Consider the following 25,826-nt stretch of genomic DNA (forward strand, 5'->3'; position numbering starts at 1 on the left):
CCACTGTCCTTATGCAAGTATTGACTGGACGATACTGGGGATGTAACGGAGAATAGGAAAACGAGGCTGACAAACGCCAGCCTCGTTCTTTATAGTTTGTTGTCAGCGATTCGCTCTCTCAAATTCTCAATTTTAGAGCGGATTGCTTTTATAGTACGTTCAAAGTCCACATCGCTTTTGCCGGTTGGGTCATCTAACCCCCAATCCTCCCTGTGCATACAGGGCAAAAAAGGACACTGCACATTGCAGCCCATGGTCACCACGATATCCACTGGGGGAATCTCCTCCAGCAGCTTACTGCGCTGAGTTCGCTCCATGTCGATGCCATAAATCTGCTTCATCAGCCGCACAGCATCCTGATTGATTTGCGGCTTTACTTCCGTTCCGGCAGAATAGCTTTCAAAGACATCAGACGCAAGGTACTTGCCCAGTGCTTCGGCAATTTGGCTGCGGCAGGAGTTGTGTACGCAGATAAATGCTACTTTAGGTTTGCTCATACTGGAAACCATCCTTTCGTTTTGTTGGCGATTTTTACAAGCAACAGCATCACCGGCACCTCGGTCAGCACGCCAACTACGGTGGCAAGAGCCGCCGGTGAAGTAGTACCAAACAATGCAATCGCCACAGCGACCGACAGTTCAAAGAAGTTGGACGCGCCAATCATCCCCGCAGGGGCGGCAATATCATGGGGCAGCTTCAGCCATTTGCAAGCAAAATAAGCGATGAAGAAAATAAGGAAAGTTTGCAAAACAAGCGGCACAGCAATGAGTAGAATGTGCAGCGGATTATTCAAAATCACATCACCTTGGAAGGAAAACAGCAATACCAAAGTGAGCAGCAGACCAATGCTGGTGGCATTATCAAATTTATGGACAAAGGTGTTTTCAAAATACTCTGTGCCCTTGCGATTTGTCACCAGCACACGGGTCAGAATACCGCCCGCAAGCGGAATGACTACAAATAAAATGACCGATAAAATCAGCGTGTCCCATGGCACGGACACGTTGGAAACGCCCAGTAGGAATTTCACAATCGGCACAAAGGCAACCAGAATAATCAAATCGTTGGTTGCTACCTGTACTACGGTGTAGGCAGGGTTTCCTTTGGTGAGCGTGCTCCAGACGAACACCATCGCTGTGCAGGGTGCCGCACCCAAGAGTACTGCACCCGCCAGATACTCCTTGGCGAGGTCAGGGGCAATCAAGCCCTTAAAAACCACATAGAAAAATAGCGCGGCGATACCGTACATGGTGAACGGCTTGATGAGCCAGTTTGTCACCCATGTGACGAATAACCCCTTTGGGTTTTTCCCCACATTTTTGACGCTCTGGAAATTCACCTTCATCATCATGGGATAAATCATCACCCAAATGAGGATGGCGACCGGAATAGAAACTCTGGCATACTCAAAACGGCCTAAAAATGCAGGAACGGCAGGTAAAAGTTTACCAATTAAAACACCTGCCGTCATACAGAGAGCAACCCACACGGTCAGGTATTTTTGAAAGAAGCCAATGCTTTGTGATTTTTCCTTTGCCATAAATTTACCCCCGTACTTTTTGCAGGATTTTAACGACCTCGTCCTTTTTTAAAACCTTTCCAAAGGAAACGACCTTGCCGTCCACAACCAATGCAGGAGTTGTCATCACACCGTAAGCAGCGATCTGTGTAAAGTCTGTCACATGGTCAATGGTGGCATCCATGCCAAGCTCTTTGAGCGCTTCCAAGGTAGCCGCTTCCAGTTGATTGCACTTTGCACAGCCCGAGCCAAGCACCTTGACGGATGAACCGCTCACTTTTGCTTTTTCGGCTTCCGCAATCGTTTCTGTATTGCAGTCACCGCCACAGCAGCAACCGGAGTTTTTTGCTTTTGCTTCTTCGTCAGCTTTCTTTGCGGCAATTTCGGAGGGCTTGCACATTTCCCCGCAACCACACTGCACCAATTCTTCCTCTGCATTTTTCTTTTTACCAAAACCAAACAATGCCATAATAAAAACCTCCTTAAATTCATGATTAGAAACCTGAATATAACAAATAGAAACCGATGAGCAGGATCACCGCGCCCATGACGATTTTCAAAATAGCGCTGGCTTTTCCATACTTCTCGCTTTGGGAGAGCTTTTGGGCAAAGCCCATGGAAGGCTCCGCAATCACGGCGAGAATGCCGTGCCCAATGAAATAGAGCAGCAGTAGCAAAACACTCCATACAAGGCTGCCCGCCGTGGCCGCAAGGATACCCAAAACCGTAAAGGTCAATCTCGGCAATGACGGCGAAAATCAAAAGTGGAATAACTGTTTTTATATCCTTTGTTTACTCATCCGCAAGTACCTTCAGGGCAGCAACCGGTCTTCACAGCTTTTCCCTCAAAGAAGTTTTTGAGATTTTCTGGAAGTGAATACTCGCCGCAGTCACAAACGGGCTGCACCATGCCGAGCACAGCTCTTAGAATTCCTTCGGCCAGCATGGCTTTGGGCGGTACTTCATAGGCTTGACCTTTGTATGCAAAGGTACGACAGGTCACATCGGTTCCGCTGATTTCACCACAGCAGCCGCAGGTGTTTTCCGCAACAGGTCCGCAGATATCCTGCCCATTTACACGAATGGTGGGCGACGCAAGGAATCGGTAGTGCTCCGCCAGTTCTTTTGTGGCGATCTGTACCTTTTGAAGCCGCATGGTATATCCGGCAGCCTCCAGAGCGGGCGCGATACTGCCCAAAACTTCTTCCAGTACCGCATCGGCGCCGATACAGCGGTCACAGGTATTGAGATCAAGATAGAGATATTCCACAAGCACAGCCTTGGAGGAATCCTCCTCACAAGCCCCGCCGCGGCAGCAATCTACGCTTTTTTTTGCACTGCATTCGCCGTTTGGCGGTGTCCAGCCAGTATCGTCGCCTACATAGGAGATGGCGCCTGCCGGACACTTGTTGCCGCAGCCGTGGCAACGGTCAATGCAGTTTCCGGGTTGCATCACCACAGGGGACGGGGCTTTTGCTTTGTTATAAACACTGTGGGAGCAAAAATCCACGCAGGTTCCGCATTCAGTGCAAGCAAGATAATCGATGACTGGATACCAGTTTTTAGCCATTCTCTTTCCCTCCCATTAAACCAGTAGATACTGGAAAATATTAAACAGATAGCCAACAATGATAATGCCGATGGTGCAGATGGCAATAAATGTGCCCAACAGCTTCGGCTTTACCGCCTTGCGCAGCATGATGATGGAGGGCAGGGAAAGCGTTGTGACTGCCATCATAAAGGAGAGAACCGTACCAAGCTGCGCGCCTTTGTAGAGCAGCGCTTCGGCCACCGGAATCGTGCCGAAAATGTCAGCGTACATGGGAACGCCAAGCAGAGTTGCCAGCACTACCCCAAAAGGATTATTGCTGCCAAGCACCATCTCAATCCAGCTTTCAGGAATCCAGTTGTGGATGATAGCTCCGATGCCCACGCCAACCAGAATGTACGGCAGAACTTTTTTGAAGGTTGACACCACCTGATCCTTGGCGTAAATGACACGCTCTTTGCGGGTTAAGTCAGGCGATTCAAAATCTACGCCGCTTGCCGAGCGAATGAATTCTTCCACATAGTTTTCCATGTGAAGTTTTTCAATCAGCGTACCGCCAACGACCGCGATAACCAGGCCCACAACGACATAGACGATAGCGACCTTTGTGCCAAAGATGCTCATGAGCAGAACGAGCGACCCGAGGTCTACCATGGGTGAGGAAATCAGAAAGGAAAAAGTCACGCCAAGGGGCAGTCCGGCACTGGTAAATCCAATGAACAGAGGTATGGAGGAGCAAGAGCAAAAAGGCGTTACCGTGCCAAGCAGTGCTGCCATGATATTTGCCCACACGCCGTGAAAGCGGCTCATAATTTTCTTGCTTCGTTCCGGCGGGAAGTAGCTTTGAATGTACGAGATGATGAAAATCAGCACGCAGAGCAGTACGGTGATTTTTAGTACATCATAGATAAAGAATTGAACGCTGCCACCAATTCGTCCTGTTACATCAAGACCGAACAACGAGAGCAGATTACCGATTAGGGCGTTGAGCCATTTCATTCCAAGCACTTGGTCTTGAAAGAACAGCCACGTATTTTGAAGGATCTCCATAGGGTAAGCGCCTCTCTTTCTTAAATTCAATAGTCATATCAAAAAAACTTGATATGTTGTGCCGAATAAAAGCCATCTTCCATCAGATGGCCGTTATTGATTGCAACAACGAGTATCTTCAGCGGTTGCATTGGGGGTGGTAATTGCTTTTAACAGGAGCATGGCCTCGTGGCTGCCCTGTTCACTGATTTTATAATGTGTCCATTTGCCTTCCTGTCTGCTTTCGACAATACCCGATTCACATAAAATCTTCATGTGATAGGACAAGGAGGACTGACCGATTTCCATTTGATCAATGAGCACGCAGGCGCATTTTTCACCGCTGCGCAGCAGTTCCAAAATGGCAAGCCGCTTTTCATCGCAAAATGCCTTAAATACATTAGCGTTCTTCTCCGGAGTAAGCTCCAACGTTTATCACCTCACATCAAATTATCTTGATATGATATAGTATATGCTTCACATCAAAAAATGTCAATATGAAAGGAAGCGCTGTTTATGAAAATTAAAATCCGTTCACCGACCTAATGCAAGGATACTCTGGACTATTCTTGGCATGTAGACAAAGCAAGAGCCGTTGCGTCAAGTAAGATGCAACGGCTCAAATTCGTGATAAGTCAGATTTTATTGTGTAGGTGAAGTTAAACTACTAACAGAGGGTGTGCTCATACCCTTACACAATGTTTTCACCCAAAATAATTTTTGGCATAGTGGTTAAGCATCTGTTCCATCGCTTGTAAAAATGCTCTAACCCTAACTTTGACACCCTTGCGTGAGTTTCTTCATCTCTAACAGTCCAATGTAAAACATAAGTGACTTTGCCTACATTGCGTGTGAGGCGAACAGGCAATGCCCCTTCTTTAACGGCATTAAAATCTGTTTGGCGGTGGGTGCGTTTGATATATCTAACTTCAATAACACCATCCTGCTCCATATAAAAGGCGGCAACCTCTTTCATAAGTTGCTCAATTTCCTCTTGCTTTTCAATCTTTGCCTCATAGATACAAATTTCATTAAACATTTATTGCACCACCTCACACATTATATAAATTATATAAAACTTGCTCACCGAGCGTTAATTTCCCATGCTACCGTTTCACAAAAGTTTTACACGGCAGATATATAAAGTGAGTTTACCATAGTAAAGCGGAACTTTCAATTAAACAAATATGAACAATGGAAAGGACACAGATACTATGAAAAAGTCCGTTCGCCATCCTTTTGCAAGGATACTCTGGACGATTTTGGGGATGTAGTGGAACAAATAATGTTTCGTTGCTTTAATATGTCTTGTAGATGTCATATTATCATCTTATAATAAAAGCAGTAGAGGTGATAATATGCAGATTAACAGGCTATTCGAAATGGTTTATCTATTGCTGAACAAAAAAAGTATGACCGCCGGGGAGCTCGCAACACACTTTGAGGTTTCACCCCGCACGATTTACCGGGATGTAGAGCTTCTATCCTCGGCGGGAATACCCATTTATATGACCAAGGGCAAGGGTGGTGGAATTTCACTGCTCCCTGACTTCGTTCTCAATAAAACTGTCCTGACCGATGGCGAAAAGTCAGATATTCTCGCTGCACTTCACGCAGTAGATGCGGTCAACTTGGAGCAAACCAATACTGCGGTGCAAAAGCTGTCCTCCCTATTTGGAAACACCAGCGCCGATTGGGTTGAAGTTGATTTCTCCGGCTGGGCAAACGCCGATGAGGAAGCGCAGCTGTTCAGCCTGCTGAAAAGCGCCATTCTCGGAAAGAAAAAAGTGGCGTTTCAGTATCACAGCAGTGAGGGCAGCACGCAGCGCACAGCAGAACCCATGAAACTCTGCTTTAAGGGACAGAGCTGGTATCTTTATGCTTTCTGCACAGTGCGTCAAGATTATCGGTTTTTCAAACTGCGGCGCATGAAAGAATTGAAGCTGCTTGACGAGCGCTTTGAACGCACTGCCTCCGCGAAGATATTTGAAGGCACAAAAATATTTCAAGATGATTTCGTGACAATCACACTGAAGCTGTCAAAGAAAATGGCGTATCGTGTCTATGATGAATTTTCACAATACAAAACGCTTCCCAGCGGTGATTTCATTGCGACGCTCACCATGCCCAGAGGCGATTGGGTCTATCAATATCTTGCGACCTTTGGTGAGGATTGTGAGATCATAGAACCGGAGGATATCCGCCTGCAAATCAAGGATAAGCTGCAAAAAACACTGGCACAATATTTATAATATGACACGCTGCTGTCAATTGGTCTTTGCTATGATGATAGTATCAAAGACAAGGAGGACGATCAAATGAACTACGAAGTTGTGCATTTAGAGGAAAAGATTATTGTTGGGGTAAGTGCTGCGACCAGCAACAGCGACCCTGAAATGGGGAAAATCATTGGCGGGCTTTGGGAGAAGTTATACCAAGGCGGCATCAATGCCGTGATAAAAAACAAGGTAAACGAGTACGCCATTGGGCTGTATTCCGATTATACGGCCGATGGGTACTGTGTAACAGCGGGTAATGAGGTTTCCAAGGCAGAAAATCCTGAACTGACCGTAAAAACAATCCCTGCCGGAAAATACGCAAAATTCTCTGTGCATGGGCATATGGAAAAGGCCGTCTCTGACTCATGGGGAGAGATTTGGCAGACGGATTTAGACCGCAGCTTTACAGGCGATTTCGAGGAATACCGAAATGCCGACCCGGAAAACTGTGATATTGATATCTACATTGCTCTGAAGTAAGGGGGGGAAACGTATGAAATTAGAAGGCTTCGGAATTTTCGTGAAAGATATGCCGACTATGGTGCGTTTTTACCGTGATGTTCTTGGGTTTGAAATCAAGGAGGAAGAAGATTCCAGCAATGTCTATCTGGTGAAAGATGGCACTTTGTTTTTACTTTATCGCAGAACAGATTTTGAGCAGATGGCAAAAAGGTCGTTTTCTTATGCGAATGGCATCCATGGCCATTATGAAATTGCGATGGGTGTAGAAAACTATGCCGCAGTAGATGATACCTTTAAGCGGGTTGTGTCAAACGGTGCCGTGCCGGTCTTAGAACCTACAACAGAGCCGTGGGGACAGCGGACTTGCTATGTTGCAGATCCAGAGGGCAACTTAATTGAAATTGGTTCCTTTACCAAATAAGCAGCTACACAATTGCCTATGCCTAAAAAGAAGGAGACGAAATAACAAATGGATTATAGAAAAGAATTTGAGCGCATGATGCAAACACAAACAGCCATGGCGCTGGCTACAGCGGCAGACGGAGCGCCCAATGTACGCATCGTCAATTTTTATTATGATGCAGAGACGAAAGCCCTGTATTTCTCCACCTTTAGCGACAACCAAAAGGTTGCGGAGTTTGAGAAAAATCCTCATGCTGCATTCACAACGATTCCGGAAAGTGGAGAAGAACACGTTCGGGTCAGGAATGGGATTGTTCGGAAAAGCTCTGTTTCGGTGGAAGCCATCAAGGATCAGTTTCTATTGAAGCTGCCGGAATACATTATGAGCATCCCTGATGTACTTCCTGCGCTTATCCTGTTCGAAATCACCTTTGACCAAGCGGATGTGGTCATTGACTTTGAACACATGGAAACGATTGCGGTATAGTCTGAAACCCCTGTCGGCAGCGAGTTGCAACTATTCTCCAAGGCGCACTGTGAATGAACCCACGGTGTGCCTTTTTTATTTCCCCCAAAAGACGTTTGCAGCAGCAAAACAAGGAGGGCGGCAGAACCGCTCTCCTTGCTTTTTGTAAACGGGCTATGCTATTTATCGTTGCCGTCGGGCTCTGAATCTCTTTTGAGTTCCACAATAACGCCGTCATCACCGGAGATAAAAAGCTCCTCCGTCTTTTGCTGCGCACGCTGAAGCAGCGAGATGGCATCCGTCACATCGTTAAACAGCGAATCATACATTTTTTTGTAATCTGCCACACAATAGACCTCCTTTTCCTTATTTCGGCGGCCACCGTTGTGTGGTATTGAAGCTCTGACCGGACGGATTGTCAAGTCGTTTCTGAAGTTTTCTAAATGTTAGCACCCTGTCAGAAATCCGTTCAGACAGATATGCAGGCACACCGCATTTTATTGCATGGTGTGCCTTTTTTATTTCCACAGAAAGGGGTGAGAATCCAATGTTCATATGGGACTTTGTCCTTGGAACCGTGATGGATCAGATCATCGAATGGCTCTACGGACAGGTGGTCGGTTTTCTGGCCGATTTTTTTGCACAGATGGGAAATATGGGCGTGGAGCTGTTCGAAATGAGCTGGGTGCAGTCCATCGTCCTGTTTTTTTCCTATCTGGCTTGGGCGCTGTATGGAACCGGGCTGGTGGTGTCGGCGTTTGAAACCGGCATCGAGTACCAGCACGGCCGGGGCAGCATCAAGGACACCGCCTTAAACGCCATTAAGGGCTTTATGGCGGTGTCCCTTTTTACCATCGTGCCGGTGGAGCTGTTCAAGCTCTCGGTCAATCTCCAGAGCAGCCTCACGGCGGGGATCACCGGCTATGGAACCAGCTTTGGCGACCTTGCCGGGAACATCATTTCCGAGCTTGGCAGCTCACCGGATATGGTTGGCGCCATGGGCTCCGGCGTGTTCGGAGGGCTGGCTGTCATTACAAGCCCCATCCTGCTGCTCTTTATGATCATCATGATGGGGTACGCGGTCATTAAGGTGTTCTTTGCCAACCTGAAGCGCGGCGGCATCCTGCTCATACAGATTGCCGTGGGCAGCCTGTATATGTTTTCCGTTCCCCGCGGCTACATCGACGGTTTTACACAGTGGTGCAAGCAGATCATCGGTCTGTGCCTCACCACATTTTTGCAGGCAACCATCCTTGCGGCGGGGCTTATGGTGCTGCGAACCCACGCTCTGCTGGGGCTTGGTCTGATGCTGGCCGCAGGAGAAGTACCGCGAATTGCCGGAGCCTTCGGGCTGGATACCAGTACAAAGGCCAACGTGATGAGCGCCGTGTATACCGCACAGGCTGCCGTCAACACCACCCGCACCATCGTACAGGCGGTAGCGCCGAAATAAGCACAGAAAGGAAAAGCCTATGAAATTAATCTATGTGGCGTCCCCTTATGCCGGGGACATCGAACAGAACACCGCATTTGCCAGGAAAGCGTGCCGCCATGTGATGAACGAGGGGCACGCTTTTTTTGCGCCCCATCTGTTATATCCGCAGCTCCTTGATGATTCCAATCCGCAGGAGCGTCAGGCGGGTCTGGATATGGGACTTGCCATGCTGCCCCGCTGTGACGAGTTGTGGTGCTACGGCGACCGCATCTCCTATGGAATGCACCTTGAAATCGAGGAAGCGGTCAGAATCGGAATCCCGGTTCGCCGGGTGATGGAACAGGAAAACGGCTTTGCCATCGGCAGAGCCAAAGGCACCAAACCGGCCGAAGCTCCCCAGCAGGCGATGAGGATGGCCTGATGATGACGATGGGGAGCCTCTTCGATGGGATCGGAGGTTTTCCATTGGCGGCTATCCGCAACGGTATCACTCCCGTATGGGCCAGTGAAATCGAAGCCTTTCCCATTGAAGTGACGAAAATCCGATTCCCCGAAATGCTCCATGTCGGGGATATTACAAAGCTGGACGGAGCGAAATTGCCGCCTGTGGACGTCATTTGCGGCGGCAGCCCGTGTCAAGATTTATCGGTCGCTGGCCAGCGCCGGGGCTTGGCGGGTGAGCGTTCCGGCCTGTTTATGGAGCAGACACGCATTGCGAAGGAGATGAGAAAATCCGATGAGCAACGAAACGTACCAGCTCACCTTGTTCGACCTCGATACCTCGTTTGGGAGAATGTCCCCGGAGCCTTCAGCTCCGCAGAGGGGGAGGACTTCCGGGCGGTCATTGAGGAGATCGTCCGCATTAAGTACAGTGCCTGTGATGTGCCTCGACCTGAGTCCGGGCGCTGGGAATCTGCTGGGGCTGTCCTTTTGGGAAATGAATTCAGTCTGGCTTGGAGAGTCATGGACGCTCAATTCTGGGGAGTCGCCCAGCGCCGCCGTCGCATCTTCCTTGTCGCAGATTTTGGAGGCACGACCGCACCCGAAATACTATTTAAGCAAGACAGCCTGTTTGGGGATATTGCGCAGAGCGGAGGCCCGCGGCAAGGAGCTGCCGCCCCAGCTCAGGGACGCACTGATGATACAGGCGGGGCTTGCCTGACCCCATGGGATGTACAGAGCCGCCGCATTTTTGAAGAAACCGGAACATGGCCCGCCCTCTATAGTGGTGAAGGCGGTGGGCACGGATATATTCAGACAGAAGAAAGAATACCCATTGCTTTCGCCGCCAACCAACGTGATGAAGTGCGGGATTTGCACGATATTGCAGGGGCAGTACAGGCTCAGCCGGGGATGAAACAGCAGACCTTTGTGGCAGAACCGCTGTTGTGCTTAAACGATCAGGGCGGCGAACGGATGGATGTCACCGAGGATGTGGCGTCCACGCTGCGCGCCGGTATGGGCGGGCATCCTCCCCTTGTATCTCAGCCAAACTGTCTGAACGGCTGGGATACCCAGCAAAGCCGTGTGTTCACGCCGGAGGGTGTGGCGCCGACTCTTGCCGGTGCGGACGGCGGCGGGGGAAGAAACCCGGCAGGGCTTCTGTTTGCGGCAGGCGTTGTCAGCAAGGGTGACGGCGACTGCTTTCTCTCACCGGAGGTACACACCTCTATTACCGGCGGCGGTGGGCAGGCCGGACAGGGCTATCCCTGTGTGCTTACCGCGGGCTTCTGCGGAAATGCCAGCGCCGATGCGAGAGGAATCGGCTATCAGGCGGAGTGCTCACCCACCATTAAAACCGGCACGGCCCCATCGGTACTGTGCCTCAACGATCAGGGCGGCAGTCAGATGCACTGTACCGAGGATATCACCGGCACCCTCCGCGCACAGGAGCATGGACACCAGCCGCTGGTGTTTGACAACCACGCACAAGATTCCCGCTTTACCGGACCGGTGGATGTGTCGCAGACAGTATCCGCAGGCTTCGGGCAGGGCGGGAACAATCAGCCGCTGGTCATGGCGACCCAGCAGGGCGGCGCTGAAATTGGCGAGGGCATCTGCCCGACCATTACGGCAAGTGCCGGGATGAGTGGCAATAATCAGCCGGTATTATTTGAAAATCACGGCATTGACAGCCGCTACACCGGCCCCCATGCAGTAGCGCCCACCATGTCCGCCCGGATGGGAACAGGCGGCAATAATGTTCCGCTGGTGGGCAGTGCCGTTGCCTTTTCGCTGGATTCCAAGGAATCCAACAGCATGAAATCAGCAAATCCCCATTCGGGATGCCGGGAAACGGAGGTTGCCAGAACCATTGACACAACCAGCCCCGATCCCAGCAAGAACCAAGGCGGCATTGCTATTTTGCAGGAAACCATCTGCATTGCCGGAAACACCATCGACCGGGAGCCGGAAAACGGCGGCAACGGCCTCGGCTGTCAGCCGGACATCAGCTACACCATTACAACCAGCGACCGGCACGCAGTGTGTGAGCCATACCAAGAGGTGGTGGGCGCGCTTTGCCGTGGAGATGAGAAAGGCATCGGCAGCCAGTATGTCAGTCAGAACAAATGCATTGTGGAAAGGCGCAACCTCATCCGCAGGCTTACCCCTCTGGAATGTGAACGGCTCCAAGGTTTTCCCGATGGCTGGACGCTAATTCCGGGGGCATCTGACAGCGCCCGGTATAAAGCTCTTGGAAATAGTGTGGCGATACCCTGCGTGGACTTTGTCCTCCGAGGCATCGCTTATTTTTTACGAAAAATCTATGAGGAACAGGAGGGATCACCCCGATGTACATCTACCCCGACAACTTAAAATCAAAGGCGACCCTGTGGCTGTGGGATCTGCGGGACATCGGAATCATCGGCATCGAATGCCTGATTTCTGTCTTTGCCCTCTCCCGGCTGGGCTGGCTGCCGCCCATTGTTCTGACGGCGGTCTATGCCTTTTTATCCATCCGCTTCGAGGATGTGAGCATCCTTGACTTTATCCGCTACGCCGTCGCTTTCTTCTTTGGCAAGCAGCAGACCTACGAATGGAGGGGATGAATATGAACAGAAAAAAGAAACAGGAGGCCAGAGAAAAAGCCTCCACCCGCCAGCTCATGGGCATTGATGGCATCACCGCCCACAGCCTTGTAACGCCCCACGGTGAGCTGGTGTTTTTTATGATTAAACCGACCAATATCAGTGTTTTGTCTGAGAGCAGCGTGGGGGCAAGAATCTACGCTCTTATGAATGTTCTCAAGGGCATTGCTGAAATTGAAATGCTGTGCCTGAACAGCCGGGAAAACTTCGAGGACAATAAGAGTTATCTCAAAGCAAGAATGGATGCCGAGCAGAATCCTGTCATCCGAAAACTGCTGGCACAGGATCAGACCGCCCTTGACCGTATGCAGGTGCAGATGGCAACGGCAAGGGAATTTCTAATCATCATCCGGCTGAGAAATGAAAAGGAACGCGATGTTCAGCCCTACCTCTCCCGCATCGAAAAGAGCCTTAAGGATCAGGGCTTCACGGTGCGCAAGGCGGGTGAATCGGACATCAAGCGCCTGCTGGGTGTCTATTATGAGCAGAATGTCACAACGGAACAATACGAGGATTATGACGGAGAAAGGTGGGTGATTTTCGGTGAGTAAAAACAGAAAAAGAGAAAAATCAGTGCCGCAGGAGGATGCAAAAATCAAGGATTTCCTTGACATGATCGCTCCGGGCATCATCAAATTCAACACCGACCACTTCATATGCGGCAACACCTACCGCTGTGTGTGGGTGCTGCGGGAATATCCCACAGCTACCGAGGAACAGGCCATCCTGCGCCACCTCGGAGAAAAGGACGGCGTGACCCTGCGCATCTACACCCGTCAGGTAACGGCGGCCGAGGAAAAGAAGATCATCCACAATGCCGCCAACAAAAATCGCATGGATAAGAGCAGTACCAACGATCTCCAGCAGACCGTCACCGCCGAAAGCAATCTGCAGGATGTAGTGACGCTGGTCTCCTCCATGCACCGGAATCGGGAGCCGCTTCTGCACTGCGCTGTTTTTATCGAGCTGACCGCTCACGATTCCGATGCGCTGAAGCTGCTCCAGACCGATGTGCTCACCGAGCTGGTGCGCTCCAAGCTCAATGTGGACCGGCTCATGCTGCGCCAGCGGGAGGGTTTTCTCGCCGTAGGCCCCGCTGGCTGGAATGTGTTCGCCAGCCAGTTTGAACGGGTGCTGCCCGCAAGCTCCGTGGCAAACCTCTATCCTTTCAACTACAGCGGTAAGACCGACCCTCACGGCTTTTACCTCGGCAGGGATAAGTTCGGCTCCAATATCATTGCGGATTTTGACAAGCGCGACGATGACAAAACCAACGCCAATGTCCTGATACTCGGTAACTCCGGCCAAGGCAAGAGCTACCTGTTAAAGCTCATTCTCTGCAATATCCTCGAATCGGGCAAGTCGGTTCTGTGCCTTGATCCAGAGCACGAATATGTGGAGCTGGCGGAAAACCTCGGCGGCTGTTTCATTGATCTCATGTCGGGCCGGTACCGGATCAACCCGCTGGAGCCGAAAACATGGGACGAGGGCGGCAGCCCGGAGGACACCGACGCGCCCCAGGCGTTCCGCCAGTCCACCAAGCTCAGTCAGCACATCAGCTTTCTCAAGGATTTCTTCCGGTGCTACAAAGATTTTTCCGACCGCCACATTGACGCCATTGAAATCATGCTGGGCAAGCTGTACGAACAGTTCGGAATCAGCGACCGCACCGATTTCAAGAGCCTTGCCGCCACGGACTACCCCATTTTGTCCGACCTCTATGCCCTGATTGAAGCCGAGTACAAGGGCTACGACAAAACCAAATACCAGCTCTACCCGCCGGAGCTTTTGCAGGAAATCCTGCTGGGGCTTCACTCCATGTGCATGGGCGCGGAAAGTCAGTTTTTCAACGGCCACACCAACGTAACCTCCGACCGCTTTATTGTGTTCGGAGTAAAAGGCTTGCTCCAGGCCAGTCGGAACGTGAAAAACGCCCTGCTGTTCAATGTTCTGTCCTTCATGAGCGACAAGCTTCTGACCGAGGGGAACACCGCCGCCTCCATTGACGAGTTGTATCTGTTCCTCACGAACCTGACAGCCATTGAATACATCCGCAATTTCATGAAGCGTGTGCGCAAGAAGGAATCGGCGGTTATTCTTTCGTCACAGAACTTGGAGGACTTCAATATTGAGCACATCCGCGAATTGACCAAGCCGCTGTTTTCCATTCCGTCTCATGCGTTTCTGTTCAACGCAGGCAACATCGACAAGCGGTTCTATATCGACTCCCTCCAGCTGGAAGAAAGCGAATACAACCTGATCCGCTTTCCCCAGCGCGGTGTCTGCCTCTACAAATGCGGCATTGAGCGGTATAACCTCGCGGTTCACGCTCCGGCATATAAGGAGAAATTGTTCGGAACGGCGGGCGGCAGATAACATGGAAAGGAGAAAAATCATGAACAGACTGCAACAGCAGAAAGAAAACAAATCAGGACTCCTCGAAGATATGCTGTCCTTCATCCGCTACACACCCAATCGGGAGGCGGATCTTTTAGCGTTTATGGAGAAATACCAGAAAGCGGATTGCGACGAGCGCCCCGCCATTTTGGAGCAGCTCCGGTGCTGCATGGATGGCAAGGAATACCCCGATCCCTACGCCGGGAGCTACCACTATACCCCGGAGGATGTGTCTGTCATGGGGCAGATTCTGGATGACTACATTGACGACCTCACCTTGGCGCAGGGTGATCCCGCCGCCGTTTCAGAGTGTGTGCGGGATACGGTGCTGAAAATCAATGCGCTCAACGAGGAATGCGGGCGGTATCTCATTGATACCTGGCGCAGGGAACGGCTGTGCGGCTTCATCAACTCTGCGGCGGAGCTGGCGGGGCTGTCTCAGGAAAAAGACCTGACCCTGCAGCACAGGATATGGTAAAGGCGGTGAGTAAATGGAGATACAGGGTCAGGATTTCGGGATTGAAATTGAAATGACCGGGCTTACCAGAAGCCGCGCTGCCGAGGTCATTGCCGAATATTTCGGCACCACAAAAGAATATGAGGGCAGCTTCTATGACACCTATTTCGCAAGGGATACCACCGGCCGCAAATGGAAGGTCATGAGCGACGGCAGTCTGGACTGCCAGCGGAAGGAGGGCCGCAGGAAGGTCAGCGCCGACCGGAACTACAGCGTGGAGCTGGTCAGCCCCATCTGCCAGTACGGGGATATCGAAACGGTGCAGGAGCTGATCCGCAGGCTCCGGGAGGCCGGTGCGTTTGTGAATTCCTCCTGTGGCATCCACATTCATATCAATGCCGCGCCCTTTGACGCACCCCACCTCCGTAATCTGGTCAACATCATGGCGGCCAAGGAGGATATGATTTACAAGGCGCTGAAGGTCTCGCGTGGGAGGGAAAGCCACTACTGCCAGAAGATTGACCCCGCTTTTTTAGAGCGGCTCAACCGGCAGAAGCCCGCCACCCTCGACCGGCTGAAAAGCCTCTGGTATAACGGCGGGGACGGCAGCCGGGAGCATTACCACCATAGCCGCTACCACTGCCTGAATCTGCACAGTGTGTTCCAAAAGGGTACGGTGGAATTCCGGGCGTTCAACGGAGAGCTGCACGCCGGAAAAATCAAGGCGTACATCCAGTTCTGTCTTGCCATGACCGCGCAGGCGCTCAACCAGCGGTCGGCAAGTCCTACGAAAACACAGTCCAGCAATGAAAAATATACTTTCCGTGTTTGGCTTCTGCGCCTCGGTATGATCGGGGACGAGTTTAAAACCGCCCGTAAGCATCTGCTGGATCATCTGGAGGGCTGCATCGCGTGGAAAGACCCGGCACAGGCCCAAAGGCAAAAGGAACGGCTGCGTCAGAAGCGGGAGGCGGAGCGTCAGCAGACACAGGCTCCCCCGGAAGAAGCGGTGCCGGAACCTATTATGGAAGCGGAGGACGAGCAGTCCCCCGCTTTTACTATGTCCATGTAGAAGGGAGAACGTATGAAAAGCAAACTGTATATCGCCTATGGCAGCAATCTTAATCTGCCGCAGATGGCGCACCGGTGCCCATCCGCCAAGGTGGTGGGGGCATCCGAAATCAAGGATTATGCCCTTGTGTTCCGGGGCGGCCGAAACGGAGCCGTTGCCACCATTGAGCCCTGCGAGGGTTCCTCCGTCCCTGTTTTGCTGTGGAAGATCACGCCGAAGGATGAAGCGGCGCTGGATGTTTATGAGGGCTTTCCCCGGTTCTATGACAAGGAACTGATGGAACTGCCACTGGATGGACAGTCGGTGTCCGCCATGGTCTATGTGATGACGCCGGGGCATCGCTTGGGGTATCCCTCGGACTATTACTACAACACCATCCGTGAGGGCTACAAAACCGCGGGCTTTGACACCGCTGTTCTGGAGCAGGCGGTGGACTATACCGAGCAGCTCATGGCAAGTGAGCCGGAGCCGGAACAGCAGAGTCTATTCGGCTTTGGCGGTCTGAAATGGTGGTGACGGCATGGCAGATCCCGCAACCATCGCAGCTGTTGTAAAAGCCGCCGCTACCGCGCTCTCGGATGAACGCACCCGGAAAACCATCTGCTGGATCATTGCCGCCGTCCTGTCCCCGCTGATTTTGGTCGTCGTGCTGGTCTGCTCCTTGCTTTCCGGCACCACAAACCACAACAACACCGCCGTGGAGCTGTGCTTTCACGGCGGTGTCATTCCGGCGAGTATGCCTGCGGAGTACCGGGAATACATCGGGGATATGCGCCAGAGCTTCACCCTCATAGACAATGCCATCGATAACGTGAACGCAGAGATGGAGGACGGCGACAGCCTTGACAATTACCGGGTCAAGGCAATTTTTTATTCTCTGTTCTTCGGCGCAGCGTCCCCCTCCCGACTGGAACACCGGCGCTATGTGGACTGCTTTGTGACGTATGAGGAACGCACCCGCACCGTGGAGAACGGCGACGGCACCACCTCGGAAGAAACCTATACCGTAGCCGTACCCATCACCTCTCTGCCCGCTGTCTACAACAACATCCGCGCGCTGTTCGGCAGAGCCGTCACTTATGAGGATCAGGCCAACGCCAATGAAATCTATTACCGCGCCCGATATGGCACCGGCGCGCCCATGGAAGATGACAATTCCGGGCTGTGGGAGGACTGGACGCCGGATCAGATGGACGGTTTTTATTCCGATTTGCCTGTCGGAGAAGCGGGTGCACAGGCTGTCCGGCTGGGGCTTTCCCGCCTTGGAGACCCGTATTCGCAGGAGCTTCGAGGACAGGGCAGCTACACCGACTGCAGCTATCTTGTACAGTGGGTGTACAAAAAGCTGGGGGTAAATCTGCCTGGCACGGCTGCGGCGCAGGGCAAATACTGCGTGGACAACGGGCTGACGATTCCAAAATCCAGCCTTGCTCCCGGAGATTTGGTGTTCTGGAGCCACAAGCCCAACGACCGCTTCATGAACATTACCCACGTTGGCATCTACGCCGGGGACGGCAAGGTGGTGGACGCATCCTCCTCGAAAGGACAGGTCGTCTACCGGGATTTGTTCGATTCCGGCAAGCAGGTGCTGTACGCAAGACCCTACGCGGAAGCGCCGGAAGCCTCCGCCTCCGGCTTGATTTCTCCGCTGGGTAAGAACTGGCGCTCCATGGTGACCTCTGAATTCGGCGGCAGGACGGACCCGCTCACCGGCGAGTGGGCGGGGCATTCCGGTATTGATCTCGGCGCATCGAAAGGCACCTCCATCCGTGCGGCACAGGCGGGAACAGTGAAAACCGTAGTCTATGGCAGCACCGGCTACGGCTATTATCTCACCATTGACCACGGCGGCGGGCTGGTCACCTTATACGGTCACTGCTCTGAGATTCTCGTCCGTGAGGGGCAAACCGTGAAAGCCGGGGAAACCGTTGCCAAGGTGGGTTCCACCGGGCGCAGCACCGGAAACCATCTGCACTTTGAGGTGCGGGTGAACGGTGTGAAGCAAAATCCGAGAAATTATCTACCATAAATTTAAGAAGGAAGGGCTGATTTTATGCGTGAGAACAAGATTAAGGTACTCAAAATTGAGCCGGGGCAGGCGCCCCATGTCAAGGAAATTCAAAATGACCTTGCCAGCCTGCAGGCGGAGGTGGGCGGCCTGATTGAATGCATCAGCTTTCCCAACGGCTGCGTTGCCGTCTGCAATGAGGAAGGCAAAATAAACGGAATGCCGCCCAACAGGCGGCTGGGCGCGGACATTATCTGCGGTCCGTTTTTTGTCTGCGACACCACCTATGACGGCAACTTTACCTCGCTCGGCAAGAGTAAGGTCGCGGAATACAGCCAGCTTTTTGCTGACATTCCCGAATTCACCGGGCAGGAACCGGAGCTGGAACCCGGCTTCACCTTTATGGGATTTCGATTTTAAGGAGGACACTCAGCATGAAAAAAGAAAGCATTACCGTGCAAATGGACGGCGAAAAGCTCCGTGCGGTGAAACGCTACATGGAGAAAAAGGATGCGGATCTCACACAGGAGCTCTGCGATTCCTTGCAGAAGCTCTATGAAAAATACGTTCCGTCTTCCGTCCGGGAATATATTGACGAGGGCTGCGAGGATGCTCCCGCCACCGCTTCGCCCAAAAAGCAAAAAGAAAAAGAGAAATCTGCTCCTGCCGCTGATGGCACACAGGACAGGGCGGCACATTAAGGCGCATGCCCGTCCCCCAGCGTTGCCCCCTGTTCGCCCCTGTGTGCCGCTTTGACAGGCGGTGTGGCATCCATGCACCCATCCCACTCTAAACGGCAACGTGAGGGCTTTGTGCGAGCGTTGGGAAAAGGCTCTCTGCACCCCAAATCCAGCAGTCTCCACGGTCGAAAAAAGAGCAGGAGAAAGCGAGGTGCTGTAAACGCCCCTCGCGGTCACAGCGGACGGCAGTGCCGCCCGCACTCTACGGAAATACAAAGGCTTTTCAGGACTCTGCAACGATTGCTTCGGAATTTCAAAAGGTGCTGTAAATGGGGATTTTGGCTCCGTCAGGTGCTGTGCCCCACATGAAAGCCCAGCCATTCCAGCATTTTGAAGGTGCTGTTTGGGGTGCTGGACACAAAATATAAGGAGATTTGAGCCTATGAATGAAAATAGAAACGAGCTAAAGCAACGGGTAGTGGCATGGCTCTACCCGGATATGATTAAAACCATGGAAGCCATGATGCAGGAAAAGGATATGAAAAACCACACCGAATTTGTTTCGCAGGCGGTAGATTTCTATATCGGCTATTTGAGCAGCCAAAACAGTACGGCATTTCTTTCTCAGAATCTGTTAGGAGCGATTCAGGGTACGCTGCAAAATACGGAAAATCGTGTGGCAAATAATCTGTTCCGCTTGTCGGTGGAGATCAGCATGATGATGCATTTGCTGGCAGCCACATTGGAGGTTACCGATGATGAGCTGCGCAGTCTCCGTGGACGATGCATTTCCGAGGTGAAAAAGACGAGAGGTAAAATCAAGCTGGAAGATGCGGTGCAGTTCCAACAGGGTGCTGATCTTTAATGGCAAGGCTGGTCATTAAAAACGGATACCTCAAGGGCGGAAAAGCTGCCGCGCACCTGAGTCATCTGGTGAAATATATAGCAACCCGTGACGGCGTAGAAAAGGTTCCGAATGGCCGGGCACTTTGGCACAGCACCAAAAATCAGCGGGCACTCATTGCGCAAATGATCCGTGAGTTTCCCGAAAGCAAGGAGTCTCTGGAGTATGAGGACTACCTCGCCCAGCCCAATCGTGAAAATGCTTCTGAGTTTATCTCTATAACACTGGAGCAGCACCTCCCGCAGATTGGTGACAGGGAAAAATATCTGGACTACATCGCAAACCGTCCCCGCGTGGAAAAGTTTGACAGTCACGGTTTGTTTACAGCCGGGGATGCGCTGCTGGTTTTATCACAGGTTGCGGAGGAAGTGGCCGCCCACACCGGCAATGTCTGGACGCCGATTATTTCCTTGCGCCGGGAGGATGCAGGTAAATTTGGCTTTGAAAATGCGGCGGCATGGAAAGCCCTGCTTTCCTCCAAGGCGATGGAGCTGGCGGAGAACCTGAAAATCCACCCCGACCATCTGAAATGGTATGCGGCGTTTCACAATGAATCGCACCACCCGCATGTTCACATGATTTGCTACAGTACAAATCCGCAGGAGGGCTATCTCACCAAGCAGGGTATCCGCAAAATGAAGTCCGCTCTGGCAAATGAGATTTTCCGTCAGGAGCTCATCCCGATTTACGGGGAAAAGACCCAGCGACGGGATGACCTGAAGCAGCAGGCCGCTGAAGCCATGGGGGAGCTGATTCGCCAGATGAAGGGCGGCGTGTTGGTCAGTGAGCGCATGGAGCAACTCCTCACACACCTTGCCGAACGTCTGCAAACGGTCAGCGGAAAAAAGCAGTACGGCTACCTGAAAGCAGACCTGAAAAATGTGGTAGACGAAATTGTGGATGAGCTTGCCAAGGACAGCCGCATTGCCGAAGCCTACCACCTGTGGTGGGAGGTCAGGGGCAGAATCGAATCCATATACACCGAAACACCCTCCGAGCCGCCGCCCCTTTCCCGCTGTGAGGATTTCAAGCCCATCCGAAACATGGTTATTCAGGAGGCATTGAGACTTGGCAGCGGAACTATGACCTTTGAGGAACCGGCTTCGGTGGAAACCGCTCTGCCGGACGCCACCCCGGATGACGATGTACCCTCCATGGAGGCTGCGCCGGAGAATGCGCCCGCCGAGCCGGAGGATGCGTCCGAACCGCCGCCTGCTCCGTCTTTCCGCAACGGGGAGAAAGCTTCTGCTTCATGGTGGACGGAGGAATACAAGCTGGCAAAACAGTATCTCCACGGCGATGAGGAAGCCGAAATCCCGCAGGATTTTGAAAAAGCCCGTGAACTTTTCCTCGCAGAAGCGGATAAAGATAATCCCCTGGCACTCTATGATCTTGGTCGTATGACCGCCGACGGGCTTGGGTGCGAAGCGAACGCCGATGCAGCCTATGGCTGGTACGAAAAGGCACTTGCGCTATTTCATGCCGCCGAGGAAAAAAAGCCTTGGAAGTACACCGAGTACCGCATCGGCAAAATGGTCGCCGCAGGGCTTGGCACAGAGCAGGACGATCTGCAGGCGGCGGACTGGCTCACTCTTTCTGCAAACGAGAAGTACAAATATGCGCAGTATTCCCTCGGCGGTCTGTATTATCACGGCAAGGGTGTAGAGCAGAATTATGAAACCGCCTTTGACCTCTACATCCGCTCGGCAGACCAGAGCTTTCCCTATGCCAGCTTCGAGCTTGGCAAAATGATGCGGGACAGCATCGGCTGCGTAAAAAACAGTGCGGAAGCTGATCGGCGTTTTCGGGAAGCCTTTCTCGGTTTCACCTCTTTGGAGGAAAAAGGGCACGACGATAAGCTCCAGTACCGGCTGGGCTGGATGCTTCTAAACGGCGTGGGCACGGAAAAGAATGAGACAAAAGCAAAGGAATATTTTGAAAAGGCAGCGACGGTGGGAAATCCCTTTGCCTGCTACCAGCTTGCCAAGCTCATTCTTGCAGACGAAGCAGCGCCGCCGCAGGAGGTGGAAAAAGCCCTCGTTTATCTCAAGCAGGCGGTGGAGGCGGAAAATCCCTATGCCGCATATTTTCTTGGCAAGCTCTATGAGACGGGACAGCACGTCCCGCAGAACACGGCTGAGGCAGTACGGCTCTATACCCTGTCGGCGGAGCAGGATAACGACTTTGCTGCACACCGGCTCGGTAAGCTGTACCTTGGGGGCGGTGGCGTCCTCAAGGATGTGGAAGCCGCAATCCGCTGGCTGACCTTTGCCGCCGACCGGAAGAATCCCTTTGCCGAATATGCCCTCGGCGTTCTCTATCTCAAGGGAGAGGATGTTCCAAAGGATATCCCAAAAGCACTGGAATACCTAAAACACTCCGCCGCACAGGGAAATCAGTTCGCACAGTACCGGCTGGGCAAGGTTTATCTCATGGGCGAAGATGTGCCAAAGGATATTCCCGCTGCCCTGCAATTCCTGACAGCCGCCGCCGAGCAAGAAAACCAGTATGCGCAGTATACCCTCGGCAAGCTGTATCTGATGGGAAAAGACGTACCCAAGAATAGGGAAACCGCCGTCCGCTGGTTTACTCTCTCGGCGGCGCAGGGCAATGTCTACGCACAGTTTTTCCTTGACCATATGGATGAGTTCAAAAACCCCTCCGTCCTGCTGGCTGGCACACGGCTCCTGCATCACATGAGCCGTGTGTTTACTGACAACGCTCCGCCCTTGAAACCGCCCGGTCAGCGTATCGACCGTAAGCTCCTGCGCAGGCTCCGGGAGAAGAAGCAGGCACAGGGTCATGCGCGGGACGACCACGAACAGACCATGTCACTCTAAAAAACGATGGGAGGAACACCATGAAAAAGCAGAAAAAGAAAACCGGGCGGATGCCCGTCCGGAAAAATTTGTATCCAAAGCAATGCCGTCCTGTAAAAAGGGCGGCATTTTTTCATCGAATCGGCAATCGCCATCAATAGGAGGTGCGCTATGGGTGTGTATGTGCATTTTACAGACGAACAGAAATACCGTGCCAACAATGTGGATTTAGCTGACTTTCTCCAGCGGCGCGGCGAAAGACTCCTGCCCAGCGGACGGGATAAGCGGCTGGCCTCCGACCGCAGCATCACCGTCCGGGGGAACGAGTGGTACGATCACTCCGCGGAGAGCGGCGGTTATGCCATTGATTTTGTGCGGAAGTTTTACGGCTGCTCCTATCCTGAAGCCGTGACCCTGCTGCTGGGCGGTGAGCAGGGTGAAATCTATCGGCCAGCCTCGCAAAAGGAGCCGGAGCCGAAAAAGCCCTTTGCGCTCCCACCGGCACATACGGATATGAGGCGTGTTTATGCCTATCTGGTGAAAACCCGGCACATCGGCCGGGAGGTGGTGAGCTTCTTTGCAAAGCAGAAGCTCCTCTATGAAAGCTGTGAAAAATCCAAGAACAGAACAAAGGAATACCATAACGCCGTGTTTGTGGGCTTAGATGAAAACGGAGTTGCCCGCCACGCTCACAAGCGCGGGATTTACACCTTGGGGCAGGCATTTAAAGGGAACGTGGACGGCTGCGACCCCCGCCACAGCTTTCACTGGCTTGGCGAAAGCAATGCGCTGTATGTGTTTGAAGCGCCTGTGGATCTGCTGTCGTTTATTACCCTGCATCCGCAGGACTGGCAGCGGCACAGCTATGTGTCCCTCTGCGGCGTCGGCGGCCAGGCGATGCTGTGGATGCTGAAACAGTATCCACAGCTCCGGCAAGTCTCGCTGTGCCTGGACAACGATGCAGCCGGGCACAAGGCCAGCGAACGGCTGAAACAGCAGCTTGCCGAACAGGGCTATGAATCAGAACGGCTCATATCTCAGGGGAAGGACTGGAATGACGATTTAACGGAAGCGGCACAGCAAAGGCAGAGTGGGTTTGAAATGAGGATGGCATAGAAAAATGGAGCTCATTTATTTAGCTTCCTGTCTATAATTTTTCCACCTACGGAAATAAGCTCTGTGGTGTGTTCAGATGTGAAATCCATTACCTTATGCAAACTCTTTTTGAAAATAAAGAAAAGTTCGCCATTTATTTCTTGGGTGGGACAAGTGTAACTCTTTCCTCCGGAAGTGATTTGAACCAATTTCAAAATTCGATTAATCCCCATTACCAACAATATAGTCAACTCCTCAAATCCCTATTTATGTAACACATATGTTTTAGATTTAGGATACCACAAAATATTCCAGACTGAAAGGAGTTTCCCCTATGCAATCCCAAGTCTACATTCTAATCGCAGCGGCCGCCGTGATGTTTCTCGTCATCGGCGGCCTTTCTCTTTTAGCCCACTATTACACCCTCAACGGAATCAAGTCCCGCACAGTGGGCGATGGCCAGCACGGTACGGCGCGCTTTGCCACCAAGCAGGAAATCAAAAGCATTTACAAGCATATTCCCTTTCAGCCGGAGCTGTGGCGGAAGGGAGAAAACCTCCCCGCTGTTTCAGAGCAAGGCATCATCCTCGGCAGCACAGGAGCAAAGAACAAAGTCACGGCGCTGGTGGATACCGACGACGTCCACTGCCTGATGATCGGCGCATCCGGCGTGGGCAAAACAGCCTTTTTCCTGTACCCGAATCTGGAGTATGCCTGTGCCTCTGGCATGAGCTTTCTGACCACCGATACCAAGGGGGACCTGTTCCGCAACTACGGTGCCATTGCCCGTGACCATTATGGCTACCATGTGGCGGTCATTGACCTTCGAAACCCCACCCGCTCGGACGGCAACAATATGCTCCAGCTGGTCAACACCTACATGGACACCTACCTTGCCGATGAAAACAATCTTGTGGCAAAGGCCAAGGCGGAGAAATACGCCAAAATCATCTCAAAGACCATCATCAACGCCAGCGGCGAGAACTACGGACAGAACCAATTTTTCTATGATGCCGCCGAGGGGCTTCTGTCCTCCATCATTCTGCTGATAGCCGAATATCTGCCGCCCACTAAAGCAGATGGAAAAAAGGTGGACTGCCGCCATATCATCAGCGTGTTCAAACTGGTACAGGATTTGCTGGCGCCCAGCAAGGTAAAGGGTAAAAGCCAGTTCCAGCTCCTGATGGAAAAGCTGCCGCCTGACCATAAGGCCCGCTGGTTTGCGGGAGCCGCCCTCAACTCCGCGGAGCAGGCCATGGCCTCGGTACTGTCTACCGTGCTGTCCCGCCTCAACTCATTTATCGACAGTGAAATGGAGCAGATTCTTTGCTTTGAAACCACCATTGACGCGGAGAAATTCTGCAATGAAAAATCGGCGCTATTTATTATACTTCCCGAAGAAGATCTAACTAAATATTTCATGGTCAGCCTGATGATCCAGCAACTCTACCGTGAAATCCTTGCGGTAGCGGATGAGAACGGCGGCAAGCTGAAAAATCGGGTGATGTTCTACTGTGACGAGCTGGGTACGCTCCCGGCCATTGAATCACTTGAGCTGATTTTTTCGGCCAGCCGCTCCCGCCGTCTTTCCATGATTCCCATTATCCAGTCCTTCGGACAGCTTGAAAAGAATTACGGCAAGGAGGGTGCAGAAATCATCGTGGACAACTGCCAGGACACCATCTTCGGCGGTTTCGCGCCCAATAGCCAGACCGCAGAGGTACTTTCTAAGGCATTGGGCAGCCGCACCGTGATGAGCGGCAGCATCAGCCGTGGAAAGAACGATCCCAGCCAGTCCCTGCAAATGATGGAGCGTCCTCTTATGACACCGGATGAACTCAAATCCATTCCCAAGGGCAGCTTTGTCGTTATGAAAACCGGCACACATCCCATGCGGACAAGGCTGCGGCTGTTTCTGGATTGGGGTATCCGCTTTGGGAAGCCCTATACCGTTGAAGAAAAGGCGCACCGGAAGGTGGTCTATGCCGATAAGCAGACGCTGGAGGAAAACATTGTTCGCAAGCACACAGCCTGCCTGATGGTGGATGAGGAAACCGGGGAGATATTGGAGTCGCCCACCGGCACCGGTGCGCTCCACACCCCCGTGACGGAGCATCCCGCGGAGCCACTAAAGCGGCGCAGCCATGTCAGAACGGAGTGATAA

29 protein-coding genes are annotated in these 25,826 nt (G+C 52.3%); 20 read left to right on the forward strand and 9 right to left on the reverse strand.

Going from position 1 to position 25,826, the window contains the following annotated elements; translation table 11 throughout:
- Positions 1-89: 89 nt before the first annotated feature.
- From ACRQU7_RS02040 to ACRQU7_RS02075, 8 genes are all read right to left on the reverse strand, one after another.
- Positions 90-497, reverse strand: coding sequence for an arsenate reductase ArsC (locus ACRQU7_RS02040; RefSeq protein WP_018213998.1), 408 nt, complete (start codon positions 495-497; stop codon positions 90-92).
- Positions 494-1,540, reverse strand: coding sequence for an ACR3 family arsenite efflux transporter (gene arsB / locus ACRQU7_RS02045; RefSeq protein ID WP_018213997.1), 1,047 nt, complete (start codon positions 1,538-1,540; stop codon positions 494-496). The genes ACRQU7_RS02040 and arsB overlap by 4 nt, the downstream gene beginning before the upstream one ends.
- 4 nt (positions 1,541-1,544) lie before the next feature.
- Entirely contained in the window at positions 1,545-1,919 is a 375-nt protein-coding gene (locus tag ACRQU7_RS02050) for a thioredoxin family protein (RefSeq protein WP_312576926.1), read from the reverse strand.
- Positions 1,920-2,013: 94 nt separating this feature from the next.
- A complete protein-coding gene (locus ACRQU7_RS02055; RefSeq protein WP_139104090.1) occupies positions 2,014-2,265 on the reverse strand; it encodes a hypothetical protein in 252 nt (83 codons plus the stop codon).
- A 50-nt stretch (positions 2,266-2,315) separates the two neighbouring features.
- On the reverse strand, positions 2,316-3,089 hold the full coding sequence (locus ACRQU7_RS02060) for a DUF2703 domain-containing protein (RefSeq protein WP_018213994.1): 774 nt from the start codon (positions 3,087-3,089) through the stop codon (positions 2,316-2,318).
- Between the two features lie 15 nt (positions 3,090-3,104).
- On the reverse strand, positions 3,105-4,118 hold the full coding sequence (locus ACRQU7_RS02065; RefSeq protein ID WP_018213993.1) for a permease: 1,014 nt from the start codon (positions 4,116-4,118) through the stop codon (positions 3,105-3,107).
- Between the two features lie 93 nt (positions 4,119-4,211).
- Positions 4,212-4,526 carry an ArsR/SmtB family transcription factor gene (locus ACRQU7_RS02070; protein WP_018213992.1) on the reverse strand — a complete coding sequence of 105 codons (315 nt, stop codon included), beginning with the start codon at positions 4,524-4,526 and terminating at the stop codon, positions 4,212-4,214.
- 262 nt (positions 4,527-4,788) lie between these two features.
- Positions 4,789-5,136 (reverse strand): hypothetical protein, encoded by a 348-nt coding sequence (locus tag ACRQU7_RS02075; RefSeq protein ID WP_018213991.1) that lies wholly within the window; start codon positions 5,134-5,136, stop codon positions 4,789-4,791.
- Positions 5,137-5,455: 319 nt separating this feature from the next.
- On the opposite strand from ACRQU7_RS02075, the gene ACRQU7_RS02080 reads away from it, so the two are divergent.
- From ACRQU7_RS02080 to ACRQU7_RS02095, 4 genes are all read left to right on the forward strand, one after another.
- On the forward strand, positions 5,456-6,349 hold the full coding sequence (locus ACRQU7_RS02080) for a helix-turn-helix transcriptional regulator (protein ID WP_018213990.1): 894 nt from the start codon (positions 5,456-5,458) through the stop codon (positions 6,347-6,349).
- Positions 6,350-6,415: 66 nt separating this feature from the next.
- Positions 6,416-6,856: a GyrI-like domain-containing protein gene (locus tag ACRQU7_RS02085; protein ID WP_018213989.1), complete on the forward strand. Its 441-nt coding sequence runs from the start codon at positions 6,416-6,418 to the stop codon at positions 6,854-6,856.
- Between the two features lie 13 nt (positions 6,857-6,869).
- Positions 6,870-7,259 carry a VOC family protein gene (locus ACRQU7_RS02090; protein WP_018213988.1) on the forward strand — a complete coding sequence of 130 codons (390 nt, stop codon included), beginning with the start codon at positions 6,870-6,872 and terminating at the stop codon, positions 7,257-7,259.
- Positions 7,260-7,307: 48 nt separating this feature from the next.
- On the forward strand, positions 7,308-7,727 hold the full coding sequence (locus tag ACRQU7_RS02095) for a pyridoxamine 5'-phosphate oxidase family protein (protein WP_018213987.1): 420 nt from the start codon (positions 7,308-7,310) through the stop codon (positions 7,725-7,727).
- Positions 7,728-7,885: 158 nt separating this feature from the next.
- Here the strand turns inward: ACRQU7_RS02095 and ACRQU7_RS02100 are convergent, their stop codons facing one another.
- Complete coding sequence (locus ACRQU7_RS02100; protein WP_018213986.1) at positions 7,886-8,053, reverse strand: hypothetical protein; 168 nt, start codon at positions 8,051-8,053, stop codon at positions 7,886-7,888.
- Positions 8,054-8,253: 200 nt separating this feature from the next.
- Here ACRQU7_RS02100 and ACRQU7_RS02105 point away from each other — a divergent pair, with 200 nt between their 5' ends.
- The 16 genes from ACRQU7_RS02105 to ACRQU7_RS02180 all read left to right on the forward strand — a co-directional run bounded on the left by ACRQU7_RS02105 (position 8,254) and on the right by ACRQU7_RS02180 (position 25,823).
- Positions 8,254-9,159: a conjugal transfer protein TrbL family protein gene (locus tag ACRQU7_RS02105; RefSeq protein WP_018213985.1), complete on the forward strand. Its 906-nt coding sequence runs from the start codon at positions 8,254-8,256 to the stop codon at positions 9,157-9,159.
- Between the two features lie 19 nt (positions 9,160-9,178).
- A complete protein-coding gene (locus ACRQU7_RS02110; RefSeq protein WP_444643334.1) occupies positions 9,179-9,562 on the forward strand; it encodes a DUF7768 domain-containing protein in 384 nt (127 codons plus the stop codon).
- Positions 9,562-11,958, forward strand: coding sequence for a DNA cytosine methyltransferase (locus ACRQU7_RS02115; RefSeq protein WP_074432651.1), 2,397 nt, complete (start codon positions 9,562-9,564; stop codon positions 11,956-11,958). Before ACRQU7_RS02110 ends, ACRQU7_RS02115 begins: the two co-directional genes overlap by 1 nt.
- On the forward strand, positions 11,934-12,191 hold the full coding sequence (locus ACRQU7_RS02120; RefSeq protein ID WP_018213977.1) for a hypothetical protein: 258 nt from the start codon (positions 11,934-11,936) through the stop codon (positions 12,189-12,191). Before ACRQU7_RS02115 ends, ACRQU7_RS02120 begins: the two co-directional genes overlap by 25 nt.
- Positions 12,179-12,781 (forward strand): hypothetical protein, encoded by a 603-nt coding sequence (locus tag ACRQU7_RS02125; RefSeq protein ID WP_018213976.1) that lies wholly within the window; start codon positions 12,179-12,181, stop codon positions 12,779-12,781. Before ACRQU7_RS02120 ends, ACRQU7_RS02125 begins: the two co-directional genes overlap by 13 nt.
- 61 nt (positions 12,782-12,842) lie before the next feature.
- Positions 12,843-14,606 carry a helicase HerA domain-containing protein gene (locus ACRQU7_RS02130; RefSeq protein WP_207729943.1) on the forward strand — a complete coding sequence of 588 codons (1,764 nt, stop codon included), beginning with the start codon at positions 12,843-12,845 and terminating at the stop codon, positions 14,604-14,606.
- Between the two features lie 19 nt (positions 14,607-14,625).
- Positions 14,626-15,105, forward strand: coding sequence for a hypothetical protein (locus tag ACRQU7_RS02135; protein ID WP_018213974.1), 480 nt, complete (start codon positions 14,626-14,628; stop codon positions 15,103-15,105).
- A 13-nt stretch (positions 15,106-15,118) separates the two neighbouring features.
- Positions 15,119-16,156: an amidoligase family protein gene (locus ACRQU7_RS02140; RefSeq protein ID WP_018213973.1), complete on the forward strand. Its 1,038-nt coding sequence runs from the start codon at positions 15,119-15,121 to the stop codon at positions 16,154-16,156.
- A 12-nt stretch (positions 16,157-16,168) separates the two neighbouring features.
- Entirely contained in the window at positions 16,169-16,672 is a 504-nt protein-coding gene (locus ACRQU7_RS02145; protein WP_018213972.1) for a gamma-glutamylcyclotransferase family protein, read from the forward strand.
- A gap of 4 nt (positions 16,673-16,676) precedes the next feature.
- On the forward strand, positions 16,677-18,185 hold the full coding sequence (locus ACRQU7_RS02150) for a peptidoglycan DD-metalloendopeptidase family protein (RefSeq protein WP_018213971.1): 1,509 nt from the start codon (positions 16,677-16,679) through the stop codon (positions 18,183-18,185).
- A gap of 24 nt (positions 18,186-18,209) precedes the next feature.
- On the forward strand, positions 18,210-18,584 hold the full coding sequence (locus ACRQU7_RS02155) for a DUF3846 domain-containing protein (RefSeq protein WP_018213970.1): 375 nt from the start codon (positions 18,210-18,212) through the stop codon (positions 18,582-18,584).
- A 14-nt stretch (positions 18,585-18,598) separates the two neighbouring features.
- Entirely contained in the window at positions 18,599-18,865 is a 267-nt protein-coding gene (locus tag ACRQU7_RS02160; RefSeq protein WP_018213969.1) for a DUF6103 family protein, read from the forward strand.
- A 421-nt stretch (positions 18,866-19,286) separates the two neighbouring features.
- Positions 19,287-19,709 carry a hypothetical protein gene (locus ACRQU7_RS02165; RefSeq protein ID WP_341547720.1) on the forward strand — a complete coding sequence of 141 codons (423 nt, stop codon included), beginning with the start codon at positions 19,287-19,289 and terminating at the stop codon, positions 19,707-19,709.
- Complete coding sequence (gene mobP3, locus ACRQU7_RS02170) at positions 19,709-22,588, forward strand: MobP3 family relaxase (protein WP_444643339.1); 2,880 nt, start codon at positions 19,709-19,711, stop codon at positions 22,586-22,588. Before ACRQU7_RS02165 ends, mobP3 begins: the two co-directional genes overlap by 1 nt.
- Before the next feature lie 150 nt (positions 22,589-22,738).
- The gene (locus ACRQU7_RS02175) at positions 22,739-23,683 is read left to right on the forward strand and encodes a DUF3991 and toprim domain-containing protein (RefSeq protein WP_341547718.1); all 945 of its coding nucleotides are present in this window, start codon (positions 22,739-22,741) and stop codon (positions 23,681-23,683) included.
- A gap of 313 nt (positions 23,684-23,996) precedes the next feature.
- Positions 23,997-25,823: a VirD4-like conjugal transfer protein, CD1115 family gene (locus tag ACRQU7_RS02180; protein WP_341547716.1), complete on the forward strand. Its 1,827-nt coding sequence runs from the start codon at positions 23,997-23,999 to the stop codon at positions 25,821-25,823.
- The last annotated feature ends 3 nt before the right edge of the window (positions 25,824-25,826 follow it).

This window comes from Caproiciproducens puteiluti (assembly GCF_052442865.1).
Lineage (GTDB): Bacteria > Bacillota > Clostridia > Oscillospirales > Acutalibacteraceae > Caproiciproducens.